The sequence below is a fragment of the Lyngbya sp. CCAP 1446/10 genome (assembly GCF_026130175.1).
Classification (GTDB): Bacteria; Cyanobacteriota; Cyanobacteriia; order Cyanobacteriales; family Microcoleaceae; genus Microcoleus.
In genome coordinates this window covers 1-22,428 of the sequence record NZ_JAIGNI010000080.1, presented here as the reverse complement: position 1 = coordinate 22,428, position 22,428 = coordinate 1, and the positions used below count along the sequence as shown (strand labels likewise).

General features: G+C 47.1%; 16 protein-coding genes. 7 read left to right on the top strand and 9 right to left on the bottom strand.

What is annotated here, in order from left to right:
* The 3 genes from K4039_RS24280 to K4039_RS24270 form a co-directional block, all read right to left on the bottom strand.
* Nucleotides 1–781: DUF4335 domain-containing protein (locus K4039_RS24280; RefSeq protein WP_265239077.1), on the bottom strand; the 781-nt coding region annotated here is incomplete at its 3' end.
* A 247-nt stretch (nt 782–1,028) separates the two neighbouring features.
* Nucleotides 1,029–1,634, bottom strand: a complete 606-nt coding sequence (locus K4039_RS24275) for a DUF3038 domain-containing protein (RefSeq protein ID WP_265239079.1) — start codon at nt 1,632–1,634, stop codon at nt 1,029–1,031.
* Between the two features lie 368 nt (nt 1,635–2,002).
* Nucleotides 2,003–4,657: an endonuclease MutS2 gene (locus K4039_RS24270; RefSeq protein ID WP_321161658.1), complete on the bottom strand. Its 2,655-nt coding sequence runs from the start codon at nt 4,655–4,657 to the stop codon at nt 2,003–2,005.
* Between the two features lie 357 nt (nt 4,658–5,014).
* Here K4039_RS24270 and K4039_RS24265 point away from each other — a divergent pair, with 357 nt between their 5' ends.
* The 4 genes from K4039_RS24265 (at nt 5,015) to K4039_RS24250 (ending at nt 9,706) form a co-directional block, all read left to right on the top strand.
* Entirely contained in the window at nt 5,015–6,304 is a 1,290-nt protein-coding gene (locus K4039_RS24265) for a hybrid sensor histidine kinase/response regulator (RefSeq protein ID WP_265239075.1), read from the top strand.
* A 367-nt stretch (nt 6,305–6,671) separates the two neighbouring features.
* Nucleotides 6,672–8,192: an aldehyde dehydrogenase family protein gene (locus K4039_RS24260; RefSeq protein ID WP_321161657.1), complete on the top strand. Its 1,521-nt coding sequence runs from the start codon at nt 6,672–6,674 to the stop codon at nt 8,190–8,192.
* A 166-nt stretch (nt 8,193–8,358) separates the two neighbouring features.
* The gene (locus K4039_RS24255) at nt 8,359–8,706 is read left to right on the top strand and encodes a DUF779 domain-containing protein (protein ID WP_265239074.1); all 348 of its coding nucleotides are present in this window, start codon (nt 8,359–8,361) and stop codon (nt 8,704–8,706) included.
* 163 nt (nt 8,707–8,869) lie between these two features.
* Nucleotides 8,870–9,706, top strand: a complete 837-nt coding sequence (locus tag K4039_RS24250; protein WP_265239073.1) for an SDR family oxidoreductase — start codon at nt 8,870–8,872, stop codon at nt 9,704–9,706.
* 1 nt (nt 9,707) lies between these two features.
* Here the strand turns inward: K4039_RS24250 and K4039_RS24245 are convergent, their stop codons facing one another.
* Together K4039_RS24245 and K4039_RS24240 are read right to left on the bottom strand one after the other, a co-directional pair.
* Nucleotides 9,708–10,517 (bottom strand): DUF3598 family protein, encoded by an 810-nt coding sequence (locus K4039_RS24245; protein WP_265239072.1) that lies wholly within the window; start codon nt 10,515–10,517, stop codon nt 9,708–9,710.
* Nucleotides 10,518–10,949: 432 nt separating this feature from the next.
* Entirely contained in the window at nt 10,950–11,501 is a 552-nt protein-coding gene (locus tag K4039_RS24240; RefSeq protein WP_265239071.1) for a DUF2854 domain-containing protein, read from the bottom strand.
* Nucleotides 11,502–11,812: 311 nt separating this feature from the next.
* On the opposite strand from K4039_RS24240, the gene K4039_RS24235 reads away from it, so the two are divergent.
* Nucleotides 11,813–12,073, top strand: a complete 261-nt coding sequence (locus tag K4039_RS24235; protein WP_265239070.1) for a hypothetical protein — start codon at nt 11,813–11,815, stop codon at nt 12,071–12,073.
* Between the two features lie 192 nt (nt 12,074–12,265).
* A complete protein-coding gene (locus K4039_RS24230; protein ID WP_265239069.1) occupies nt 12,266–12,436 on the top strand; it encodes a hypothetical protein in 171 nt (56 codons plus the stop codon).
* 215 nt (nt 12,437–12,651) lie between these two features.
* On the opposite strand, the gene ppk1 is transcribed toward K4039_RS24230, so the two are convergent.
* The 3 genes from ppk1 to K4039_RS24215 form a co-directional block, all read right to left on the bottom strand.
* On the bottom strand, nt 12,652–14,835 hold the full coding sequence (gene ppk1, locus K4039_RS24225; protein WP_265239078.1) for a polyphosphate kinase 1: 2,184 nt from the start codon (nt 14,833–14,835) through the stop codon (nt 12,652–12,654).
* A gap of 322 nt (nt 14,836–15,157) precedes the next feature.
* Nucleotides 15,158–19,501, bottom strand: coding sequence for a HEAT repeat domain-containing protein (locus K4039_RS24220; protein ID WP_265239068.1), 4,344 nt, complete (start codon nt 19,499–19,501; stop codon nt 15,158–15,160).
* A 274-nt stretch (nt 19,502–19,775) separates the two neighbouring features.
* Nucleotides 19,776–19,994 carry a helix-turn-helix domain-containing protein gene (locus K4039_RS24215; RefSeq protein ID WP_265239067.1) on the bottom strand — a complete coding sequence of 73 codons (219 nt, stop codon included), beginning with the start codon at nt 19,992–19,994 and terminating at the stop codon, nt 19,776–19,778.
* A gap of 162 nt (nt 19,995–20,156) precedes the next feature.
* On the opposite strand from K4039_RS24215, the gene K4039_RS24210 reads away from it, so the two are divergent.
* Entirely contained in the window at nt 20,157–20,630 is a 474-nt protein-coding gene (locus tag K4039_RS24210) for a hypothetical protein (RefSeq protein WP_265239066.1), read from the top strand.
* A gap of 197 nt (nt 20,631–20,827) precedes the next feature.
* On the opposite strand, the gene K4039_RS24205 is transcribed toward K4039_RS24210, so the two are convergent.
* Entirely contained in the window at nt 20,828–22,216 is a 1,389-nt protein-coding gene (locus K4039_RS24205) for a UDP-glucose/GDP-mannose dehydrogenase family protein (protein ID WP_265239065.1), read from the bottom strand.
* Nucleotides 22,217–22,428: the final 212 nt, after the last annotated feature.

Here is a 22,428-nt window from a genome sequence, read left to right as displayed (position 1 = left end):
TGGTGGGGGCGGGAACTGGGCTGGGGGTGGCGCCGGCAACTATCTGGGGCTGTCCTGGTACGGGGGTAAATTGTGGATTAGCGGGGGCTGTGGCGGGGGCTGTGGCGGTTTGTGGGGAGCTGTTGGATCGATCGAGCATTTTAACAATTCCCGTCGTCAAACCCGCGCTGGCGACTAGGATTGCTGCGATATTTAGCCATGATAATGCTTTCGGTTGTCGGCGATCGCGGTTGAGGTTGGGAAGGGCCATGACTTCGGCGGCGCAGTCATCTAGTGCGGTGGCCAAGTCAAAGAGTTGGATTGTGCTCAGGTGTACTTCCGGCCCGGATTCGGCGGCGCTCAATGAGCCTAAAAACAAGTTGTGGGCGAGCAAGCCGCGGGGTTCTAAGCGGGGGGAAACGGGCAGGTAGGTAGTGTTTGGGGCGGCGGTGGCTAGTTCGGATGTGTTGGGTGGTCGATCGACTATAACGGCATTACGGGCGGACTCTGGCAAGTCTGCGCTAACAGTATGGGTAGTTTCAGGCTCGATATTGCTTTCCCAATCGCGAGTTTCGCCGAGCAAGTTTTGGACGTAGTTACTGACTGCTTCGTGGAGAGTTTCGAGTTGATTGCGATCGCCCCTGAGTGTAACGTGTTCGGTATCTGGTAGCCTGGGGTCGTCAAGCCGCAACTCGAAATTTAAAGATTTAAACACAGGTTGGCCCGCCCAGCGAGATAGAGGCGAACTTTTGGCTGTAATTTCCAGCGTGCAAGTGGGGGGCGTGTAGCGTTTAAGAGCCATAATGAAGTCAGTTGTCAGTTGTCAGTTGATTGTTGATTGTTGTCAGTTGTCAGTTGTCAGTTGTCAGTTGTTAGTTGTCATTAGGAAGATGGAATAACTATGTTTTATCTGATATTTGGTAGCATTCTTAACAAGCTTTTTTAGTAACAGGCTTTCCGGCCTGTTCCACAACAAATAAATTTTTTGGTGGAATAGGCATCTTGCCTGTTCTTGATGTTTTTCATTCTCGTTTTCATTATGACTTAGCTTAATTCTTGGCACGGTCTAGGAGAGCCAGCCAGAGCCGCCTGTGACCGCCGGGACTGCTGTAAAATAACAAATCGATCAGGAGTTTCAGGGCTAAATTAGTTAGTTCTTTTGCCGATAAGTTTTCTGCATCTTCCATGCGATCGGCATAAGTGTTGCTGAACCTATCAATATAATCTCCCAACAAAGCGACTGTGTGAGGTTCGCGGTTTTGCTCTGCCATTTGTTCCAGCAGAGCAACGGCGCGACGGATTAAAGCTTGGTGCTGTTTTGCTAAATTACAGCTGATCAAAACGAGCGATCGAGCTTCCTCCACATCCAGTTTTTTCCGCCCTCCCTGGCCTTTCCGCAGCGGGTTAGATTGGCGCAGCCGCCACAAAGCCACGCGATCGGCTACCATTGGCTCTAAATTCAGTTCGGCTGCTACCTTGAGCATCGCCTCTGAGCCAATTTCTGCCAGTGCTTCTAGGGCTAACAGCACTAAATCCAGTTGGGCTTTAATGTTGTCCAACTGGGTAGGTTCTGGTGCTTTTTGGGTCAATTCTTCCCAGTTGGGAGATGGGCCCGTTTGGTTTGTGGGAGCGGAGGGCTTTACAGTCGAGCGCATGGCTTGGGCACGGGAAATAAGACAGGTTGAGGCTGGATATCGACAGTATGCAGTGCTTTTGTTTGGCGGCCGGACAAAAGCAGATTCTGTTAATTTTTCTCCATAACTCGTTGCTTTGATTCCGGCAATCCTAGTTGCTGGACGGATTGGAGAGTTGAAAGTTGCGGTTGCAAGTTCGATCGACAGCAACCAGAAAAACCCATAAAATTTTACCCCCAATCATCCTACGCCGCCCGGTGTCCGAAATCAATTCTGTGTGTTCCGACTAAGCTGTTGCGGCAGAACAGATTTAAGTTTTTGGGCGGGCAAGATCCCACCCCACAAGAGTTTCAAGCAACATGATTCTGAAAATTTAGATGCACGCCAGCTTATTTTAGATAAACCACCGTCACACCTCCACCTCCTTCTTTTTGACTGGCGAGCTCAAAGCGGGAAACCTGCGGGTGAGTAGCGAGGAACTCGTGAACCCCGCGCCGCAACTGTCCCGTACCCTTGCCGTGAATTATCCACAGCGCACCGTATTCGACGGCTTTGGACAGAGCTCTGTCGATTTCGATTTCGGCATCGGAGACTCTCGCGCCCCGGAGATCGATCGAATTATTAGCAGTGCGGATGGCAATTTCAGGATTGGGTTTGGCCGGTTCCGACGCTGCTTGCTTAGCTTTAGCGGTAGCGGCTGCTTGGGCTGCAACCTTGGCTAATTGAGCTTTAGTTTCCGGTTTTTCACCGTCGAGGGATTCAATTTCTGCCAGTTTGACAGTCATTTTCATAATCCCAAACCGCACGCTCAACTCTTCGTTAGCATCGGGGCCGCTGAGGACTTCGGCGGTTTGGCCCAGGCTGGGAATGCGGATGCGATCGCCCGTTTTCGGCATAAAACCCGGTTTTGGCTTCGCTGGTGCTTTCCGCGACGGCAGGTGTTTTTCAGAAATTTGATTTAAGGTATCTGTCGCCTGTTGGGCATTTTGAGCCGTTTGATCGCCCGCCTGCAATTTCCGAATGATTTGAGCAATTTCTGATTTCGCCGTACCTATCGCCTCATTTACTGCCACTTCCTGAGCTATTTTTAGGTCTCGCTCCCGTTCTTGCAAAGCCGCTGCTTTTTGAGAAACTTCCTTGTGCAGTTTTTCGGTTTGGTGTAGCAGTTGAGTTGCTTCTCTGGCCTTGGTTTCCTGTCTCCGGCGCTGGGCTTCGAGTCCTGCAATTACTTGATTGACATCTTGAGATGCTCCCCCGACATAGGTTTGAGCTTCATCGACTATGGATGCTAGCAAACCGAGTCTTTTAGCAATAGTTAGGGCGTTGGAACGTCCGGGAATTCCCCACAACAAGCGGTAGGTGGGCTGCATAGAATTGTCGTCAAATTCTACTGAGGCATTTTCAAAGCGCGCGTCTTGATATTTAAGGGCTTTGAGTTCGCCAAAGTGGGTAGTTGCGATTGTTAGTAGCGAATGTTGGGCGAGATATTGCAATAGGGCGATCGCCAATGCACTACCTTCTGAGGGGTCTGTCCCCGCTCCTACTTCGTCTAACAAAACTAAAGATTTGGGAATTGGGAATTGGGCATCGGGCATTGGGAATTGGGCATCGGGCATTGGGAATTGGGCATCGGGCATTGGGAATTGGGCATCGGGCATTGGGAATTGGGAATTTTCTTCTCCTTCTCCTGCACTTTCCCCTTCCGATTTATTAGTTAAAACTTCTAAAATGCGGCTGATGCGGCGGATGTGCCCGGAGAAAGTAGACAAACTTTGCTGCAAAGATTGTTCGTCACCAATATCAGCCAAAATGTTGTCGAACCAAGGCAATTCTACGGGTTCGCGGGCGGCGACAAACATTCCGGCTTTTGCCATTAAAGCTGCTAATCCCAAGGTTTTGAGGGTGACAGTTTTGCCGCCGGTGTTGGGGCCGGTGATGGCGACGACGCGGATCTGCGGCTGGATGGTCAAATCGACGGGTACGACTGTAAAGCCTTGTTCGTATTGCTGCTGCCAAACTAATAAGGGATGGCGCAAATGTCGCAAGGTGATTTGCGATCGCAGATTGGGAATTAATACTTGGCTGGTTTCTGCTGGTTCCTCATCTGAATTTTCCTCATCTAAATTTACTGTATTTTTTGGTGTTAATTCTGGCTCTCCCAATTCGATAAATTTCGGCGGATTTGCTTCCAGCCAATAACCGTAGCGTGCCTTAGTCGCAGCTAAATCTAAAGTTGTTACTACCACCACCAATCTGTCTAAATCTGGTTTAACTGCTGCGACTTGCTCGGTGAGGGCGCGGCGGACTGCTTCCTCTTCGGCTTGTTCTTGTCTGAGCAACTGCCGCATTTGGTTATTAAGATTGACTGTGTTATGTGGTTCTACATATAGTGTCGCGCCGCTGGCGGAGGAGTCGTGAACGATGCCGGGAATGGCATCTTTTTGGGGAGCTTTGACGGGAATGACAAAGCGGGAGCTTCTTTGGGTAATTACCTGTTCTTGGACGGCGTTGGATTGGCGCTGCAAAATGCCTTGCAATATTTGATAAATGCGATCGCGCAATTGTCGCATTTGAACTCGAATTCCTGCTAATTTAGGAGTGGCGCGATCGGCTACTTGAGCGCGATCGTCTATACAGCGATGGATTTCCTGTTCGATTTCGGGATAAGTCCGCAGTTGAGATGCCAGTTCTTTGAGTGTGGGCACATCGGGCGCAGAGTCAATGATCCGGCGCAATTGCCTTGATCCGGCGAGGGTGGTAGCAATTGCCAGCAATTCTTCGCCGCTGAGCAAACCTTGCAGTTCGGCTCGTTGCAGGGAAACGCCGATGTCTTGGATGCCATCAAAACTCAAAGCACTGCCAGCACGGCTTTCTAACTGATAAGCTTCCTGAGTTTGGGCGAGGAGTTCTGCTGTTTGAGCTTGAGTTGCTGGGATTTGGAGGTCGAGGGCGGCGGCAACGCCGAGTTTGGTGGCCGCGAAGGTAGCCAAGTGCTGACACAGGCGCGGCCATTCTAATAGTTGTAGTGTTTCGGCTTGAATCAAAGTTGAGGTGGTGTTGGTGATTGGCATTCTCAGGCGCAGACCGAGAAGGTGAATTTGACGTTACTGTTAATTAATTTTAAAGTTTTTTTATGGTTTTCGGGCGCAACTTGAAAAAGTATCTGGGATATTTATCAGCAGTCTGAAGGCAGAAAGCTGTTATCTAAAGATTAATTAGGAAAGCAAGAATTTGCAGTTTTGCATTTTCCGTCTAAAATTATACCTTCTACTGAGCTATTTAGGGCTTTGAGGGAGCCGGAATCCGCTGTTTTTTTGAGGATTGAACTATTGTGTAATTTTAAATATGTCCGCACAATGATAGCGGTTGTATGCTAAAGAGTAAGTTGTGGAGCTGTTGTGATGGCGAAGATTCTGACGATCGCGGATGATGTGACTTTGGGAGTCGTGCAAGAGTTACTGTTAGGGGAGGGACATGAGCTGAAAGTGGCTTCTGACGGCAAGGAAGCTTTAGATTTGGCGAGGGAATTTTCCCCGGATGTGGTAATTTGCGATGGGACTTCGCCTCAAATCAACTGGTTGGATCTGTGCCGGCTGCTGAAGGGCGATTCCCTACCCTTCGGGAACCCCTACGGGGAACGGGATAGCTTCGCTTCACGAGAATTGGGTACAGCCTATTTTCTGCTGCTGACAACACCCGATCAATTTGTAGGGGCCCAAGAATTGGACACGCTGGACGATTTTTTGTTTACACCGATAGTTAAGCAGGAATTGTTGGGGCGGGTGCGCGCGGGTTTGCGTGGGCGCGAGTTGACGCTGGAGTTGGAACGAACTCAGCAAGAATTGCAACTGTCGCGCGATCGAATACTGCAAAGTGAAAAAATGTCTAATTTGGGCGAATTGGTATCTGGGATCGCCCACGATATTAACAATCCAATTACTTTTATTTACAGCAATCTCACTCATGTCCAAAGTTACGCTACTGATTTAATTGAACTGCTGCGATTGTATCAAAAACACCTAGTCAATCCCGACTCGGAAATTATGCAAAAACAGCAAGATATGGATGTGGAATTCATCCTCGACGATTTATTGAAAATCGTGAGTTCCATGCGCACCGGGAGCGATCGCATCCGCCAAATAATCTTGTCGGTACAGGATTTTTCCCGCAGCGATCGATCGGGCTGGCAGTTATTCGACATTTCCGACGGTTTAGAAAATACTCTGTTGTTGTTGCAGCACCGCTTGCCGGCTCGCGAGGGTAGGCGAGATATCAAGGTGATGAAGGAATATGGAAATTTGCCGCAAGTTGAGTGTTACGCGGGTCAGCTCAATCAAGCTTTTCTGAATATTATCAATCATGCGATCGATGCTTTGGAAGAGTCGAGTCAAGAGTTGGATGAGTCGGAATCGCTGAAATTTAGACCTGTAATTTTGATCAGCACTCACGTAATCGATGGTCAGCGGATTGCTATTGAGATTGCTGATAACGATCTGGCAACCAGCGAAGATATCGCAGCCCAATTTTCCGATCCATTGTTGATGGCGAAACCTGCGGAACACAGCAGCCGTTTGGGACTTGCTATCAGCTATCGGATAATTGTAGAGCAGCATAAAGGAGAGTTAAAGTGTTTTTGGGAACCTGGTAAAGGTACTAAAATTAGGATAGAAATTCCCCTCCGGCACAGTTGACAGTTGACAGTTGACAGTTGACAAAAGAAGGAAGAGGATTGAAACAATGAATATTCTTGTTTTAATTTATCACTCAAAGGGTTCCGGCTTTAAACCAATTATTTCTGGTAAGATGGCGGATTAGGCTGGGGTATTTGTACAGGAATTACGTCTGGTTAGAAACCAGGTTTCTACGAAAATATGGTGTTTATTAACGAGAAACATACGAAGAAACCGGGTTTCTGAGGTTGGGGTGCGTAATTCCTATTTTATTGAAAATAATGTAAAATTTTGTATATAAATTAACCTAATTGTTCGCAAATAGACGATAGTTGATATTTAAGAGATTTCACAAGTCCGCGAAAACAAATTTTAATCAGGTAATAAAATGGTAGTAGCAGCACCTGTTCAATCCGGCAGTCCGTCGATTTTTCAAGCTCGTTACGACAACTTTATTGGCGGCAAGTGGGTAGCACCGGTGAAGGGGAAATACTCGGAAAACCTTTCTCCAATTACCGGAAAATCAATTTGTCAAATTCCCCGATCGAGCGCCGAGGATGTAGAATTGGCACTAGATGCCGCCCACGCCGCGAAAGACAAGTGGGGTAAGACTCCCCCAGCAGACAGGGCGCGGGTGTTGCACAAAATTGCCGATCGCATGGAAGAAAACCTCGATCGCCTCGCCATCGCCGAAACCTGGGACAACGGTAAACCAATTCGCGAAACCACACTAGCAGACATCCCGCTGGCGATCGACCATTTCCGCTACTTCGCAAGCTGCATCCGAGCCCAAGAAGGGTCGATCGGCGAACTCGACGGCACAACAGTCGCCTACCACTTCCACGAACCCCTAGGCGTGATCGGACAAATCATCCCCTGGAACTTCCCGATATTAATGGCTGCGTGGAAACTCGCCCCAGCCCTCGCCGCCGGAAACTGCGTTGTCCTCAAACCAGCCGGGCCGACCCCAGCCTCAATCTTGGTACTGATGGAAATCATCGCCGATTTAGTACCAGACGGCGTTATCAACGTGGTTAACGGGCCGGGAGCCGAAATCGGCAAAACCCTCGCTACCAGCCCCCGCATTGCGAAAGTAGCCTTCACTGGTGAAACAACCACGGGCCGGTTGATCATGCAGTACGCCTCCCAAAATGTCATCCCCGTCACCCTAGAATTAGGCGGAAAATCGCCCAACATTTTCTTTGAGGATGTCTGCGCCCAAGATGACGATTTTCTCGACAAAGCAGTCGAAGGACTTGTGATGTTCGCTTTCAACCAAGGGGAAGTTTGCACTTGTCCCTCGCGGGCGTTAATTCAGGAGTCAATTTACGATCGATTTATGGAAAGGGCGATCGATCGCATCCGCCAAATCAAACAAGACAACCCCCTAGATCCGACAACCGCCCTCGGCGCCCAAGTCTCCATCAACCAGATGGAAAAAATCGCCGAATACGTCAAAATCGGGCGTGAAGAAGGCGCAGAATGCCTGATTGGTGGCGCAAGAAACACCTTATCTGGCGACTTACAAGACGGCTATTATTTCCAGCCGACAGTCTTCAAAGGAAACAACAAAATGCGAATTTTCCAAGAAGAAATCTTCGGCCCAGTATTAGCAGTCACCACCTTCAAAGACGAAGCCGAAGCCTTAGAAATTGCCAACGATACTCTGTACGGTTTAGGTGCAGGAGTTTGGACTCGCGATATCAACACCGCCTACCGCATGGGCCGCGCCGTTCAAGCAGGCCGCGTGTGGACAAACTGCTATCATTTGTATCCAGCCCACGCAGCTTTCGGCGGCTACAAATCATCTGGTATCGGTCGCGAAAACCACAAAATGATGTTGGATCACTATCAACAAACTAAGAATTTGTTGGTAAGCTACAGCCCCAAAGCTTTAGGCTTCTTCTAAGCGGGATAGTCGCACGGGTATCCAGAAACCGGGTTTTTTTCGTAATCCTTTGCCGCAGTCCCCAGATTAAGTAAAAAATCCGGTTTCTTTGCTGGAGTGTATAAATCCTAAGATAAATAATTCCTTCTTTCTTCTTCCCTCTTCCCTCTTCCTTCTTCCTTCTCAAATGGAAACAATCCCTAAAGTCACCGCCACAGAAGCCGCCTTAAAACTAATCGACTACCTCAAAACACAGCACGGAGAATTGATGTTTCACCAATCCGGTGGCTGCTGCGACGGTAGTTCTCCCATGTGCTATCCCAACGGGGAATTAATCATCGGCGATGGTGATTTATTGCTGGGAAAAATAGGTGGTTGTCCCTTTTATATTGCAGCCCAGCAATACAAATATTGGCAGCACACGCAGTTAATTATAGATGTGGCATCGGGGCCAGGAGGCAGCGATTTTTCCCTGGAAGGGCCGGATGGAGAGCGTTTTATTACTCGTTCTCGCTTGTTTGTTAATGCTGATTAACTCGGCGTTGCATAATAGAGGGATGATCTGGAGAAAAAGCAGCATGAAATGCCCAAAAAGCAAATCCAATATGCGCCGGACTGTGCGTAAAGTTTTGTAGCTGGGATATATTGTTATCTTGGATGCAATCTAGATCCTTCTATCTTAGAAGTTGAAAAAACGGATGAACGCTATAATTATTGGTTGTGGTTATGTTGGAACTGTCGTTGCCCAGCATTGGCGGAACCTGGGTCACGTAATCACTGCAACGACGACTACGCAAGATCGCATTGGGGAGTTACAGAAAGTTGCCAATCAGGCGATCGTCCTGAAGCGCTGCGATGAAGAGACATTACAGACGATCTTGCCAAATCAAGATGCCATCTTCCTGAGTCTCGCTCCTACAGCAAACCAACAAGTAGATTCCGATATGTACGAGGAGACATACCTGCATACGGCCAACAACCTTGTTCTTGCCTTGAAGCATTTTCCCAACATAAAACAACTCATATATACCAGTAGTTGTGCCGTGTATGGCAATAGTAATGGAGCCTGGGTGAGTGAACTTTCAACTGTGGCACCAGCTAACAGACATGGAGAGATTTTACATGAGACAGAGCAAGTTTTGCTGTCAGCATCCAGCCCAGATTTGAAAGTATGTATCTTTCGCCTTGGAGCAATTTATGGGCCCGATCGCGAGTTCAAGAAACGGTTAAGTAAGCTTGCAGGCACAACTCGCCCAGGCACAGGCAATCATTTCACGAACTGGGTTCATCTCGACGACATTGTATCAGCAAGTGAGTTAGCCCTCGCTCGTCAATTACAAGGAGTTTATAACGTAGTGAATGATGTTCCAATTACTGCTTGTGAGTTGTTTAAACAACTGTGCGATCGCTACGAATTACCTGAAGTGGAATGGGATGGGTCAGATACAACAGAGCGATCGAATAATCGACGCATATCGAATCAGAAGCTCAAAGCAGAAGGATACCAGATCATTCATCCAGAAGTGGAAATTTGAGTTAGATGGCGAATACATCAGCCTTTTGATCCGGTTGTTCGTAGATTAAAGTACAGCTTCGGGGGGTGTTGTGAGTATCTGGGGTCCAACGCATGGAGGCATAATAGGGAGTCTTGAATCGATCGCTCGAAAGAACAACCTCTATGGCATCTGGAAATTGGATTTGTAGAAAATCGCCTTGTATTTCACTGGGTTGAGGAGGAACTGGCAGTTGAGCCATCTCATCTAATGAAACATAGATCCCGCCTGTGGTTTGAGCAGGAAGTTTGAGGCAGTTGACTCGATCGATCCTACAGTGAGTTTGTTCAGACCACCAAGGTTTCGCTACCTCTTCCTTAATCTCTCTGAAGAATGAAAACGTATTAGGCTGAGGGCTATTTGCGGCAGATTTGTACATTACTACCACACTCGTTCTTTTTCCTGATGCCAGGAGGTAAGGCTCAAAATAAAATCCCTGACCAGTTCGATCACCCCCAACCATTGTGTCAGAAGAATTGGGATTAAAAAGCAGATCAGCATCTGGATCAACCGGATGGATAATCAGCGGATTACCCAAGGTCAAAACCCATTGTTTCTGCGTTACTGTTTCTGTCATCCGACTCCTGAAGTCGAGGGAATGGGTGACAGTTTGCCGATCGTCAGAAGGAATTAAGCTGCGTACAGAATCAAGAATATCGAGAACCTGCCCTGCGGCATCATATCTAACCAATACCCCTTGCCAACGTGCGCAGTGATGAGCTATGAAATTTTCCCACTGCTGTTGAGCAGTTAAAGGTACTTTGGCGATGATGGACACTCTGTTTTCTGACATTGGCGTATCCCTGTTTTCCCTATAGATTGTTGTCAATAATTTAGTTTGGCGGATTTAATCTGCTCATTTATTCTACTCAAGACTGAGCCAGGATTATTTGCAACTGAGACTGCTATCATCCACTTCGATGCTTGTTTAACTGCAACTGACAAACCCTGTCCTGAGCCGATAATACCTATCCTCATCCTTGACGAAACCATTTGCGCTGCTCCTGATTTAAGATGGTCGATCGCTCCTCAACTAATATTATAATTAACGAAAATCAAAGTTGGGCAAAATCTCAACTGGCGATCCTCTTCGAGGGCTTCGCTAACGAGCTTTTGCCGATAGCGACAGGTTTCAAGCTGCCGCTAAAATCAGTATTTGGGCCGATGCAGGATTAATTATTAATTGGTGACTTCAAAATTTCCGCACTCAAAACTTAAGACCACTTTAAGCTTTAGGACTTGTAATTAAAGCCAATTCAATTTTTTCATCAGGCTTTTGAGTCACTTGTGCGTGCAAACCGGGGCCAAAAAATTTAGCTATTTTTTCTTGCTTTGCTTCCCAGACTTCGATCGGCATTAGCGGCGAATAAAACTCTAGAATTAAGGCATAAGCACCGTCAACATCAACTTCCCGCAAGCCTTGGAGGAGGGGGCGTTCTTCGTCTGTCGGGGCCATTCCCAAGCGTTCCAGAGCATCATCTAAGTGGGCGGGTTGGCCGTAGCGAAATCGGGTGATATCTTTGCGGACTTGGTTTTGAGTATCTGTGGCCTGACTTTCTCGCAGAAGCAGAACTTCAGGAGAAGTCGGTTCGGTGAACTCCGCTGGTTCGAGTTCGGCAGCTTTCAAGGCTAAACCTCCCAGCAACAGGGGAATTCCATAAAAAAAACCGGCTAGGTTTAGGGTTGGTTTGTCTGTGAAGTAGGCATAGAACCCGACTACTGCTAAAATACCGCCGACGACTAAGGCTAGGCTTGCTAAAGAAATTTTACGAAACATATTAGTGAGGTAAGTAGCTGGAATCAACAAGATACTTTAATTATTATCGGGCAAGAAGTCTTGAATAAATTTAGTTTTTTTGCCAAAATACTCGCCAAAACTGCTAGCATCTATGAGAGCGGGTTCTCTGTGCATCCACGATCTTGTCTCTATCTTCAAAAACTATCCTGCTTAGACTCGCCACGGCGCCACCGATCAAGATCCAGGTTAATTGCGCGCCGTTGGTTCCAGAAGGCAATCGAGATCGGCAGTATGATCAAAGTATAGAGAGCGGCGATCGACCCTCTTGCCCTTTCAACCAATTTTCGGACATGATTAAAGACGAAGACAAACAAACTACGGTCGCCAACAAGTCTGTTCTCGACCAGATTAACTCGCTCAAACGCGAAGATGAAAGGCTTTATAATATCTTAGCGATCGATGTCTGGGCCCTAGCCAAGACAATGGATGAATATCAACCGGGATTTTGGTCTGCTTTTATGAAAAACCGCGAGAAGGCTCTGAAGCGATTTTTAACTGAAGTGATGAAAAACAAACCCGCAGATAATAAACGTCCGCCTTTTCTGCGGTGAAGTTTAGCTGAAGTTTTGATGTACAATCCAACTATAACACAGACCCAAAAACCCTGAGCAGGTTGATCACTTACAATATAAAAACAGTGAAGGATTAGCCCAGAAAGGTACGTCGGTGAATTAAGAATCCCCGTCTGTTCGCAGGGGGAAATGTCAAATATTTTTGTGAATACTAGCAAAAGGCCAAAAACAATGGATGTACAGACAATCAAAGAGCGCGTAGCAGAAATAGAAAGTAAGCGGGAATCCCTCGTGCGGCTGTTAGATCGATCGGACTTGGGAGCTCTGAGAATTGATGTCAGTCAGGCGATCGAGGAAATTGACGATTTGTTAGAAGAATTTAAGCGCACTTTTGACAGTTGACAGTTGGCAGTTGTTAGTTGGCAGTTGGCAGTTGAGAGTTGTCGCGCATTTAATTTGCATATTTCGTATTAAAAACTTTGTGGGGCGGGCATCTTGCCCGCCCTAAAAGTTAAAATTAAATGCAGTACAGCTTAATAGCTAACAATAACTGACCACTGTCAACTGTCAACTGTCAACTGTCAACTGTCAACTGTCAACTGTCAACTGTCAACTGACTAATTCATTGCCATATCCATCAAAATTTGTTGACAGCTCACCTCCGGGTTATTAGCAGGAGGGCGCCGCTGAGAATAATGTCCCCCAGGCTGCAAATCCCAAGCTTGGCGATTGTCCGCCAACATCACACCCAAAATTTCTTGTAACTCCATCACTATAGTCGGATCTTCCACTTGGACGATCGCCTCAACCCGCCTTGTGAGATTACGCTGCATCCAGTCAGCAGAACCAATATACACCTCTTCGGCACCACCATTGAAAAAATAAAACATCCGAGAATGCTCTAAAAAGCGGCCGATAATACTGATAACTTTGATATTGTCGCTAACACCCTCAACGCCCGGACGCAAACAGCAAATCCCCCGAATAATCAAATCAATTTTAACTCCCGCTTGCGATGCTTCGTACAAAGCAACAATAATTTGAGGGTCAACTAAAGCATTCATTTTAGCGACAATCCGGCCGCAGCTACCAGTGCCGTTTTCGGCATTCAAACGGCAGAAGTCGGCCTCGCGGCGGATCAAAGCTAAAAATCGATCGCGCATATTAACAGGTGCAACCAACAATTTACGATAAGAAACCTGCCGCGAATAACCAGTCAAATAATTAAACAAATCCGTCAAATCCGCACCCAAATCCTCGCGACAACTCAACAAACCCACATCCGTATACAGTCCAGCCGTTTTCGGATTGTAATTTCCCGTGCCGATGTGGACGTAGCGGCGAATAAATCCGTCCTCGCGGCGGACTACCATCACAACCTTGGTGTGGGTTTTGAGTCCCACTAAACCGTAAACTACGTGCACACCCGCTTGTTCTAACTTGCGCGCCCAGTTAATGTTATTTTCTTCGTCAAACCTAGCCTTGAGCTCTACTAAAACGGCTACCTGCTTGCCATTTTCCGCTGCTTGAATTAAGGCGCTGACGATCGGCGAATCACCAGAAGTGCGGTATAAAGTCATCTTAATGGCTAATACCGAGCGATCGTGCGCCGCCTCAGTAATAAACCGCTGCACCGTCGCCGCAAACGAGTGATAAGGATGGTGTAGCATCACATCTCCCTGACGGATAGTCGTGAAAATATCCTCACCCTCCTCAACATCCAACATCGATTTGCCTAAAATCATCGGCGATTCCGAGTTCCGCAACCGGGGCGGCACCACCGGAGTCCAAGGCTGGTCTTTGAGTTCCGGCACCGGCAGCCCGATAAAATTCATCAAATCCTTGAGGCCTAGCAGCCCCTCTACCACGTAAACATCCTGCTCTCCAAGTTCCAACTCATCCATCAACATATCTCGCAGTGCAGGCGGCATAATCGCTTGAATTTCCAGGCGCACCGCAGAACCTGTAAATCGGCGCTTGCGGAGTTCCTGTTCGATCGCCAGCAGCAAATCCTCTGCCTCCTCTTCCTCGACAGTCAAATCGGAATTGCGAGTAATCCGAAACGGGTGATATTCCTGAATATCCATCCCCGGAAACAAAGCCTCTAAATTGTGGGCGATTACCTGTTCGAGAGGTACCCCCGTCCACACAGGAGATTTGCCTTTTTGCTGCCACTGCAAATCCTTTGGTAGCTGCAAAAACCTGGGCAAAACCTGCGGTACTTTGACGCGGGCAAATAGTTCTTCGCGGGTGTCGGGATCTCTGACAACTACTGCTAAATTAAGACTGAGATTGGAAAGAAATGGGAATGGATGACTGGGATCAACGGCTAGGGGTGTGAGCACAGGAAATACTTGTTCTTTGAAGTAGCGGTGCAAGTAATTTCGCTGTTCTTGATTGAGGTCAATGTAGTCGAGAATGTAGATGCCGTTTGCTACTAATTTCGGCCGCAGGGTTTGGTCAAAATAGGCGTGTTGCTGAGTAACCATCGGCAACAGGCGCTTGTGGATGGCATCTAGCTGTTCTTGGGGCTTGCTACCGTCGGAGGTCAATTTGCTGACTTTGGCTTCTACTTGCTGTTTGAGTGCCGCTACTCGCACCATGAAGTATTCGTCTAGGTTTGAGCTAAAAATAGCGAGGAATTTGAGTCTTTCTAGGAGGGGCGTGCGGGGGTCTAGGGCTTCGTGGAGCACGCGGTTGTTGAATTCAAGCCAGCTTTGTTCTCGGTTGAAGTAGTATTGCGGGTCGCTGAGGTTGATTTCGGTGTAGGTTTTGACTGGGGTCTTTTTTTGCTTGGACATGGTTTGGGAGTCTTGGGGGAGGCTCGATTGTATCTTTACCATTAGTATTGCAGTAGTATCGGGGTAGTGGGCGATTGAAATGGTGCCTAGACAGAGTAGCGGGCGATTGAAATCGCGCCGACACAGACAAAACCCGAGCTCAGAGGGGTTGAAGAAATTAAAACTCTTGTGGGGTGGGCTTCTAGCCCGCCCCGGAGTAGCGGGCGATTGAAATCGCGCCGACACAGACAAAACCCGAGCTCAGAGGGGTTGAAGAGAATATGTCATTGCGCGCGAAGCAAAGCAATCGCAGAGCCCAGACAACAACATCGCCATCCCAATATCACGCACCAATCCCCGCAATCCAATCCTGCACCGCCTCCAACAAATCCTCTCCATCTGCGGCAAAATTTGTTAGCGGCAATTCCAGTGGTGTATCGGTAATCCAGGCGATATGAATTCCCATCTGAGAGTCGGCGAGTTTGCGGGTGAAAGAGGAAAGCGCGTTTTCGCAGGGGCACGAGTGCAAAATTAAGGCGATGTGCGGTTTTTGCAGCCGGTTTTTGAGTTGGGGAATTAATCGCTTGAATTCGGGGGCGTTGCGGATTGCGGGGATGTCTGTATCTGCGGGGAAGATTGTTTGATATAGTTGGGTACAGAGTTCTTGGGCGATCGCGCTTGTATCGGTTTCGCCTTCTAGGGCGCGAATGTTGAGGGGCACGGGGAAGGCTTTATCTGTGGGTTTGAGTTGTTTTAGGAGTGTGGGGCGATCGGTGTTTTGTCGGTGGTTGCGATCGGGTATTGGCGAATTGGTGGGTTGAGTGTGCCATGCTTGATAAAATTCTGGGTAAGTCATATTTTTGGCACATTCCCAGATGACTTTGTAGCAGGTTGTAAAGCGATCCAAATCGTTTTCGTAGATTTCGGAAGTTAGGCAGTCTTTCAATCCTGAGACTGCGATCTCGAAGTGTTTCCCTTTCATAATTTCCCCTAAGCTATCTGCCGCTTGCCTCCGGGTATCTTCATCACCTGAATTGCCGATTAACTCGACTAAAACTTGGATGACAACTGGGTTATCTTTGCTTATTTTCCCTAAGCTATTTGCCACTTCACAGCGGATATTTTCATTCTGAGAAGTATTGATTAACTCGACTAAAGCTTCGAGCGCCACTGGGTTATATCTTCCTATTTTTCCTAAGCTATCTGCCGCTTGCCTCCGGGTATTTTTATCATCTGAATTGCGGATTAACTCGACTAAAGCGACGATCGCTTCTGGATGGTCTTTGTCTATTTCCTCTAAGCCATTTGCCGCAAACCTTCGGGTATTTTCATCATCTGAATTGCGGATTAACTCGACTAAAGTGGCGATCGCTTCTGGATTATCTTTGTCTATTTTCCCTAAGCTATATGCCGCTATCCTCCGGGTATTTTCATCATCTGAATTGCGGATTAATTCGACTAAAGTGGCGATCGCTTCTGGATTATCTTTGTCTATTTTCCCTAAGCTGTATGCCGCTATCCTCCGGGTATTTTCATCATCTGAATTGCGGATTAACTCGACTAAAGTGGCGATCGCAACTTGGTTATCTTTGCCTATTTTCCCTAAGCTTTGTGCCGCTTGCATCCGGGTATTTTCATCATCTGAATTGCGGATTAACTCGACTAAAGTGGCGATCGCAACTTGGTTATCTTTGCCTATTTTCCCTAAGCTATATGCCGCTTGCATCCGGGTATTTTTATCATCTGAATTGCGGATTAACTCGACTAAAGTGGCGATCGCAACTTGGTTATCTTTGCCTATTTCACCTAAAATATCTGCCGCTTGCATCCGAGTAGATTCATCACCTACATTGCGGATTAACTCGGCTAAAGCGGTGATAGCCACTGAGTTATCTTGGCCTATTTTGCCTAAGCTTTCTGCCACCTCCCAACAGATAACTTCATTATCTGAATTGCGGATTAATTCGACTAAAGCGGCGATCGCTTCAGGGTTGTCTTTGCCTATTTTTCCTAAGCTTTCTGCCACCTGCCAACAGGTAACTTCATTATCTGAATTGCGGATTAATTCGACTAAAGCGGCGATCGCTTCAGGGTTGTCTTTGTCTATTTTCCCTAAGCTTTCTGCCGCTTCTCTCCGGGTATCTTCATCACCTGAAGTGCGGATTAACTCGCCTAAAGCGGAGATAGCCACTGGGTTATATTTGTCTATTTCTCCTAAGCTATATGCCGCTTTTAGCCGGGTATTTTCATTCTGAGAAGTACCGATTAACTCGATTAAAGCTTCGATCGCCCTTTCTCTATCCGTCTCTTTCAGAACTTCCCTTGCTTTCTCTACAAATGGATCGAGACATCTGCGCCACTCCTGTTTTTCCTCATCAAAATAACCAAATCCACCCTTAACAATAATCTGCGACACAATCTTATCACCCAGACTACAATCCTTAAACTCAGCAATCCCCGCAGCCGCTAGAAAATACCCTCGATATTCATAAAATTCCTCATCACACCCATCCTCAAACTCAACCAACGCCTTAATAAACCCTTCCTTCTCCTCCTTCCCAACCTCCTCACGCCCCAACCACAGCAAAATAACCTCCTTCCACTGCTTCTCAAAAATCCGATATCGAGCATCAGGATGCTGCGGATTCCCAGGAAAATGATTTAAGAAAAAGTGCCAATCCTCAACCGCCAAAGCCGCAAAATATTCCTGAAAAGTCGGATGATAAAAAGCATAAATCCCTTCCGCCGTCTCCGCATCCCTCGCCACCAAATTCAGCCAACCCAAATCGCCAGCCAACTCAAACAGCGATGCACCCATCACCCGATATCCCACACTTTCTCGCAACTGAAACCGATCCGTTTCATTTAACATCCCAGCCAGAGCCAAATTCCCCAAAGCCGCATTCAAATCCTGCTGCTGACTCCAATTCAGGCGCGGTTTCTTCCACTGATACAAAGTAGTCACAAACCGCCGATAAAGCTTAGCCTTAGTATCCGGCAAATCCCCATCCAACGACTGCCAAGTACCGCACAGCAGCGAACATCTCAGCGGATTTTTTACTAAGTCTCGAATTCGCTCTTTCCCCGATGCTGCTAATGCTTCCCGTAGCTGTTGGGAAAGCACCCCCCCAGCCCCCCTTGCTAAGGGGGGAGTAAGAGTTTCTACTTCTCCTGTCACCTCTTCTTCCTCTCTTGTCCCCCCCCTTACCAAGGGGGGGTTAGGGGGGGTTCCAAACTGCGGGTTAGGGGGGGTTCCAAACCACTTATCAATAAACATTTCCACCTGTTCGGGATAGGAAAACTCCAGAGTACGATAAGTATCAAAAGTATCCAACGCAGAGCCGATCGCATCCCAGACATTCTGCCGACAACTTAGCACAATCCGCGCCCTTTGAACACAGCCGCCAGTTCTAATTTGCCGCTGAATTTCCGCCAAAGGATTACCATCACCCGCAGCCATCTCATCCGCGCCATCCAACACCAACCAAACCCGCTCAGCATTAAACAAAGCTAAAAAATCATCCTTAATATCCGCCGTCGCCTCAGCCTTCCCAACCCTCTTAATTGCCGCCAGCAGCCAACTATCAAATAAATAGGATTCTAAATCCTTCCCCTGCAAATCTGCCAAGGATACCCAAATTACAATCGCCTCGGAAATTTCATCAGCAACCCAATTCGCAATCCGCCGCAACAGCGTAGTTTTCCCCGCCCCCGGTTCCCCAATAATTCCTAACCGCTTCCCATTGCTTTTCGGGCTCCTTCCTTCCCGCAAAACCTGCTCCAGAAACTCGCTATGTTCAAAGGTTTGAGTTACTTCTTTTTCCCGGTACAAATCCGAACCTTCTTCCGCCGCCAAATCCGGGCGCTTATCAGGAACTTTGTGCCGTTCCACCAAACCCAGCGGCACATAAACATCATCAATTTGATGGTTGCCAAAAGTTAGCTGATTGCTACTCAGCCGCTGCTGTTCTTTCTCATCTAAAATCTGCTGACAAATACTCTGCCAATCAATCGGTTGGTAAACAATGCGGCTCTTTTCAACAATCTCCTCAAGCCAAGTATACATCTCTTGGGTTGTGCTATCGATCCGCGTCAAAGTTTGCCCGGTAAATATCTGAAAAACCTTATCATTGTCCTTGATTTCCTGAGCAAAGTATGCTGACACCAAGGCAAATAAATCTTGCTCTAACTTAATTTTGTAGGGTGCCACATCGCAATTTTCTAGGGCAACTTCCAGCAATTTTTGCTTGACTCCTGCTACCCGATTCTGCTTTAACTCGTCTGTCGCAGTCAGCAGCAATTCTATTTCATCTAAACTTGCGATGGGAATCCCAGACGGGACTGTTTCTTTCTCAACCTTTCCTAAATCTAATTTTAGCTGTTCTAGCTTTCGTTTCAACCAATCAAAATCGCGCCGCCTGTCTTGCAGCGAATAGCTAAAACTCTCTCGGTTAACGCTATTTTTGGGGTCGATTTCCTGTTTGCATTCTGAGGCGATTTGTTGTTGAGCTTTCAGGAAAGATGTTTTTAGGGATTTTTCTAAATCGTGATTGACAATTTTACCGTTTCGTGATATCTTTTTTATTCCTGTCAAACAAAGGTGCTTTGCTGCATCATTAACTTGAGTTCCCAGAATGCCTTGCCAAGCGACGGTGAAAAGCAAGCCCAAGGTAATCGGATCTGACATTTGACGGCTCTCCTGATGGACTATAGCAAGCGGGTCAGTTTGATTATAGGCGAGATCGACTTTATTTGCGATCGGGCGAGTTCAAAGGTGCGTCGCTTTGAGATTTTTCATGTTTGGCTAAGGATTTTCTGTGGCGACACACCCTACGACTCCTGTTGCTTTCATCAAATTTCGCGTAGGGAAACGGCACTGCCGTGTCCGAATTTGGGGACGGTTGTTTATGGGATTTAAAACTGCTACAATCTGCACGCAAAACTCGATCGCCAAAAAGCACCTACTTTTCCATAATTACCACAAAATCCTCAATCATCACATCAAAAGTGCGAGCCAACTTGTGCACTGCCGCAAAGTCAACCATCGCCATCCCCTGAGAGCGGGCATAATTGCTAATCGTACTGTATCCGACTCCCGATCGCTCCGCAACCTCCTTCAGCGTCCATCCCTTCTCGGCCGCCAACTCTCGAACCCGCAACCTGACTAAACCTTTACTCATAAAAACTATTTACAAAATTTTGGATTTAGTATAATATAGCAAAAAGCGATCGCCCCCGGTCAGCGAAACTAAGGACGATCGCCAGTTAAAATTAATTCTGACAGATAATTTCTGTCGATCGCACCCAGCAGATAGATTTACCAACCACCAGATGCAACTACAATGATATCAGAAAATCAGTTAAGATCGTCCTGGGCGATCGGCGCCTCAAAAATTATTCACAAATCGTTAATCGTCAATCCGCGATCGAGATTTGTCACCGAAGAAACAGTAGCACTTTTGTTCAACATCACACCAGACCAAATTTACCGAATCGAATGCTGTCACAACATGGTGTACCTGCACGCCAAAGGCCTAAGTAGATTCGTCAGCTACGCCGATTTCCCCCCAATTTTAGAAGTAAAACCAGCCTGCGCTCAAGATTTTCTCGGCTGGTACAAACGCTGGAAACGCACGCAAGCACCAGAATTTTGGACTCAATTTTATACGTACAACTTCAAAGCCGCTGTTTCAGTTGACAGCTTACATGAGTGGGGTAAATTAGTCGCTACAGTCAAATCAGTAATTTCTACCTCAGCACTCCAACAACTACGAGATGTTTACGCTGAAGAAAAAACACTAATGGAAAGCTTCTAAAGCAGGCGGATTTACCCGCGATTCCTCGCCACAACTAAATGTAAGGTGCGCCGAAGAACACCCTACGAGATAGAGATTATGCTTAGAACTCTTTAAGCTATTGCGGCATTTAAATTGTATCTCAAGAAATAATTAAACTCTTGTGGAGTGGGCTTCGACGCCGCTCCGAATATGCAATTTAAATGCGCAATAGCTTATTATCTTCCAATCCCCACATATTGGAAACCAGCCGCTTCTAAAACCTTCTTATCTAAGAAATTGCGGCCATCAATCATCACCGCATGATCCATCAACTTCGCCATTTTCTCGTAATCTAAATTGCGAAACTGTTCCCAATCAGTCACCAACACCAAAGCATCGCAACCATCAGCCAACCTTTCCGGATCGGTTTCTACCAAAACTCCCGACAAACCGTGACGCATCCCAGTTTGAGAAACAATCGGATCGTAAGCTTTAACTTTCGCTCCCAATCGGTTCAAATTGTCGATTAAATTCAGCGAAGGAGCATCCCGCAAATCGTCAGTATCCGGCTTAAAAGTCAAACCCAAAAGTCCGACTGTTTTACCTTTAAGAATCTTCAAAACTTGCTGCAATTTCTCAATTGCAATCAATCGCTGGCGTTCGTTAACTTCCACCGCCGCCCTGAGCAAATGCGCCTCATAACCGTAATCCTCAGCAGTGTGAACTAATGCTGAAACATCTTTCGGGAAACAAGAACCACCCCAACCGATGCCGGCTTGCAGAAATTTGCCGCCAATCCGCGAATCTAAACCGATACCTCTGGCTACTTGGGTAACATCTGCACCGACGCGATCGCAAATATTAGCAACTTCATTAATAAAGCTAATCTTAGTCGCCAAAAAAGCATTAGCAGCGTACTTAATCATTTCTGCCGAACTGATATCAGTCATCACCACGGGCACCGCGGGCAAAGACTCATTTTCTGCAAACTTGCGATCGACAATCGGCCTGTATAACTCTAGCATCATATCCATCGCCCGCTGAGAGTTGCTGCCGAGAACAATGCGATCGGGATTAAACGTATCATGAACAGCGCAGCCCTCCCGCAAAAACTCTGGATTGCTAACCACATCAAATTGCACGCCAGTTTTTGCTGCTACTTCCTCACCAGTAGCCCCATCACCGCTTTGAGGTTTTTGACGTTCAGCCAAACCGTCTAATACAATCCTCCGCACCCAATCCCCCGAACCGATGGGCACCGTGGATTTGTTGACAAGCACTTTGTAATCGCCGTCTAGGTGAGCTCCAATGCCGCGCGCAACCGCTTCTACGTAGCGAGTATCGCTTTCCCCCGTAGGCAAAGGAGGGGTTCCCACGGCAATGAATAAAATGTCTCCGTGAGCCACTCCTGCTGCTAAATCCGAAGTAAATTCTAGATTGCCCGATTGAGAAGCAGAAGACATTAATTCAGACAGTCCGGGTTCAAAAATAGGCGACTGTCCCGACTTCATTAATTTAACTTTTTCTTCGTTGTTGTCTACACAAATAACGTGATGTCCGATGTGTGCTAAACAAGTGCCTGTGACTAAGCCGACGTATCCTGTACCGATGACGCAAACACGCATATAAATGTCCTCAAAGTTAGTAAACAGTTGACAGTTGACAGTTGACAATTGATAGTTGATAGTTGACAGTTGTCAGTTCTCAGTTGATAGTTGATAGTTGACAGTTCTTATTAGTCAGAGGGCAGATTGAGGAACCAAAAGGGAACAGGGAAGAGGGAAGAATGAAGAATGAAGAAGTAAAAATACTCCCCTCTCCCCCTCTCCCCCTCTTC

Bases quoted from the DNA above. Each gene is read 5' to 3' on its own strand.
- ppk1 (WP_265239078.1), bottom strand. From the start codon at position 14,835: ATGTCCAAGCAAAAAAAGACCCCAGTCAAAACCTACACCGAAATCAAC.
- K4039_RS24215 (WP_265239067.1), bottom strand. From the start codon at position 19,994: ATGAGTAAAGGTTTAGTCAGGTTGCGGGTTCGAGAGTTGGCGGCCGAG.
- K4039_RS24220 (WP_265239068.1), bottom strand. From the start codon at position 19,501: ATGTCAGATCCGATTACCTTGGGCTTGCTTTTCACCGTCGCTTGGCAA.
- K4039_RS24275 (WP_265239079.1), bottom strand. From the start codon at position 1,634: ATGCGCTCGACTGTAAAGCCCTCCGCTCCCACAAACCAAACGGGCCCA.
- K4039_RS24255 (WP_265239074.1), top strand. From the start codon at position 8,359: ATGGAAACAATCCCTAAAGTCACCGCCACAGAAGCCGCCTTAAAACTA.
- K4039_RS24235 (WP_265239070.1), top strand. From the start codon at position 11,813: ATGATTAAAGACGAAGACAAACAAACTACGGTCGCCAACAAGTCTGTT.
- K4039_RS24260 (WP_321161657.1), top strand. From the start codon at position 6,672: ATGGTAGTAGCAGCACCTGTTCAATCCGGCAGTCCGTCGATTTTTCAA.
- K4039_RS24245 (WP_265239072.1), bottom strand. From the start codon at position 10,517: ATGTCAGAAAACAGAGTGTCCATCATCGCCAAAGTACCTTTAACTGCT.
- K4039_RS24205 (WP_265239065.1), bottom strand. From the start codon at position 22,216: ATGCGTGTTTGCGTCATCGGTACAGGATACGTCGGCTTAGTCACAGGC.
- K4039_RS24230 (WP_265239069.1), top strand. From the start codon at position 12,266: ATGGATGTACAGACAATCAAAGAGCGCGTAGCAGAAATAGAAAGTAAG.
- K4039_RS24210 (WP_265239066.1), top strand. From the start codon at position 20,157: ATGATATCAGAAAATCAGTTAAGATCGTCCTGGGCGATCGGCGCCTCA.
- K4039_RS24240 (WP_265239071.1), bottom strand. From the start codon at position 11,501: ATGTTTCGTAAAATTTCTTTAGCAAGCCTAGCCTTAGTCGTCGGCGGT.
- K4039_RS24250 (WP_265239073.1), top strand. From the start codon at position 8,870: ATGAACGCTATAATTATTGGTTGTGGTTATGTTGGAACTGTCGTTGCC.
- K4039_RS24265 (WP_265239075.1), top strand. From the start codon at position 5,015: ATGGCGAAGATTCTGACGATCGCGGATGATGTGACTTTGGGAGTCGTG.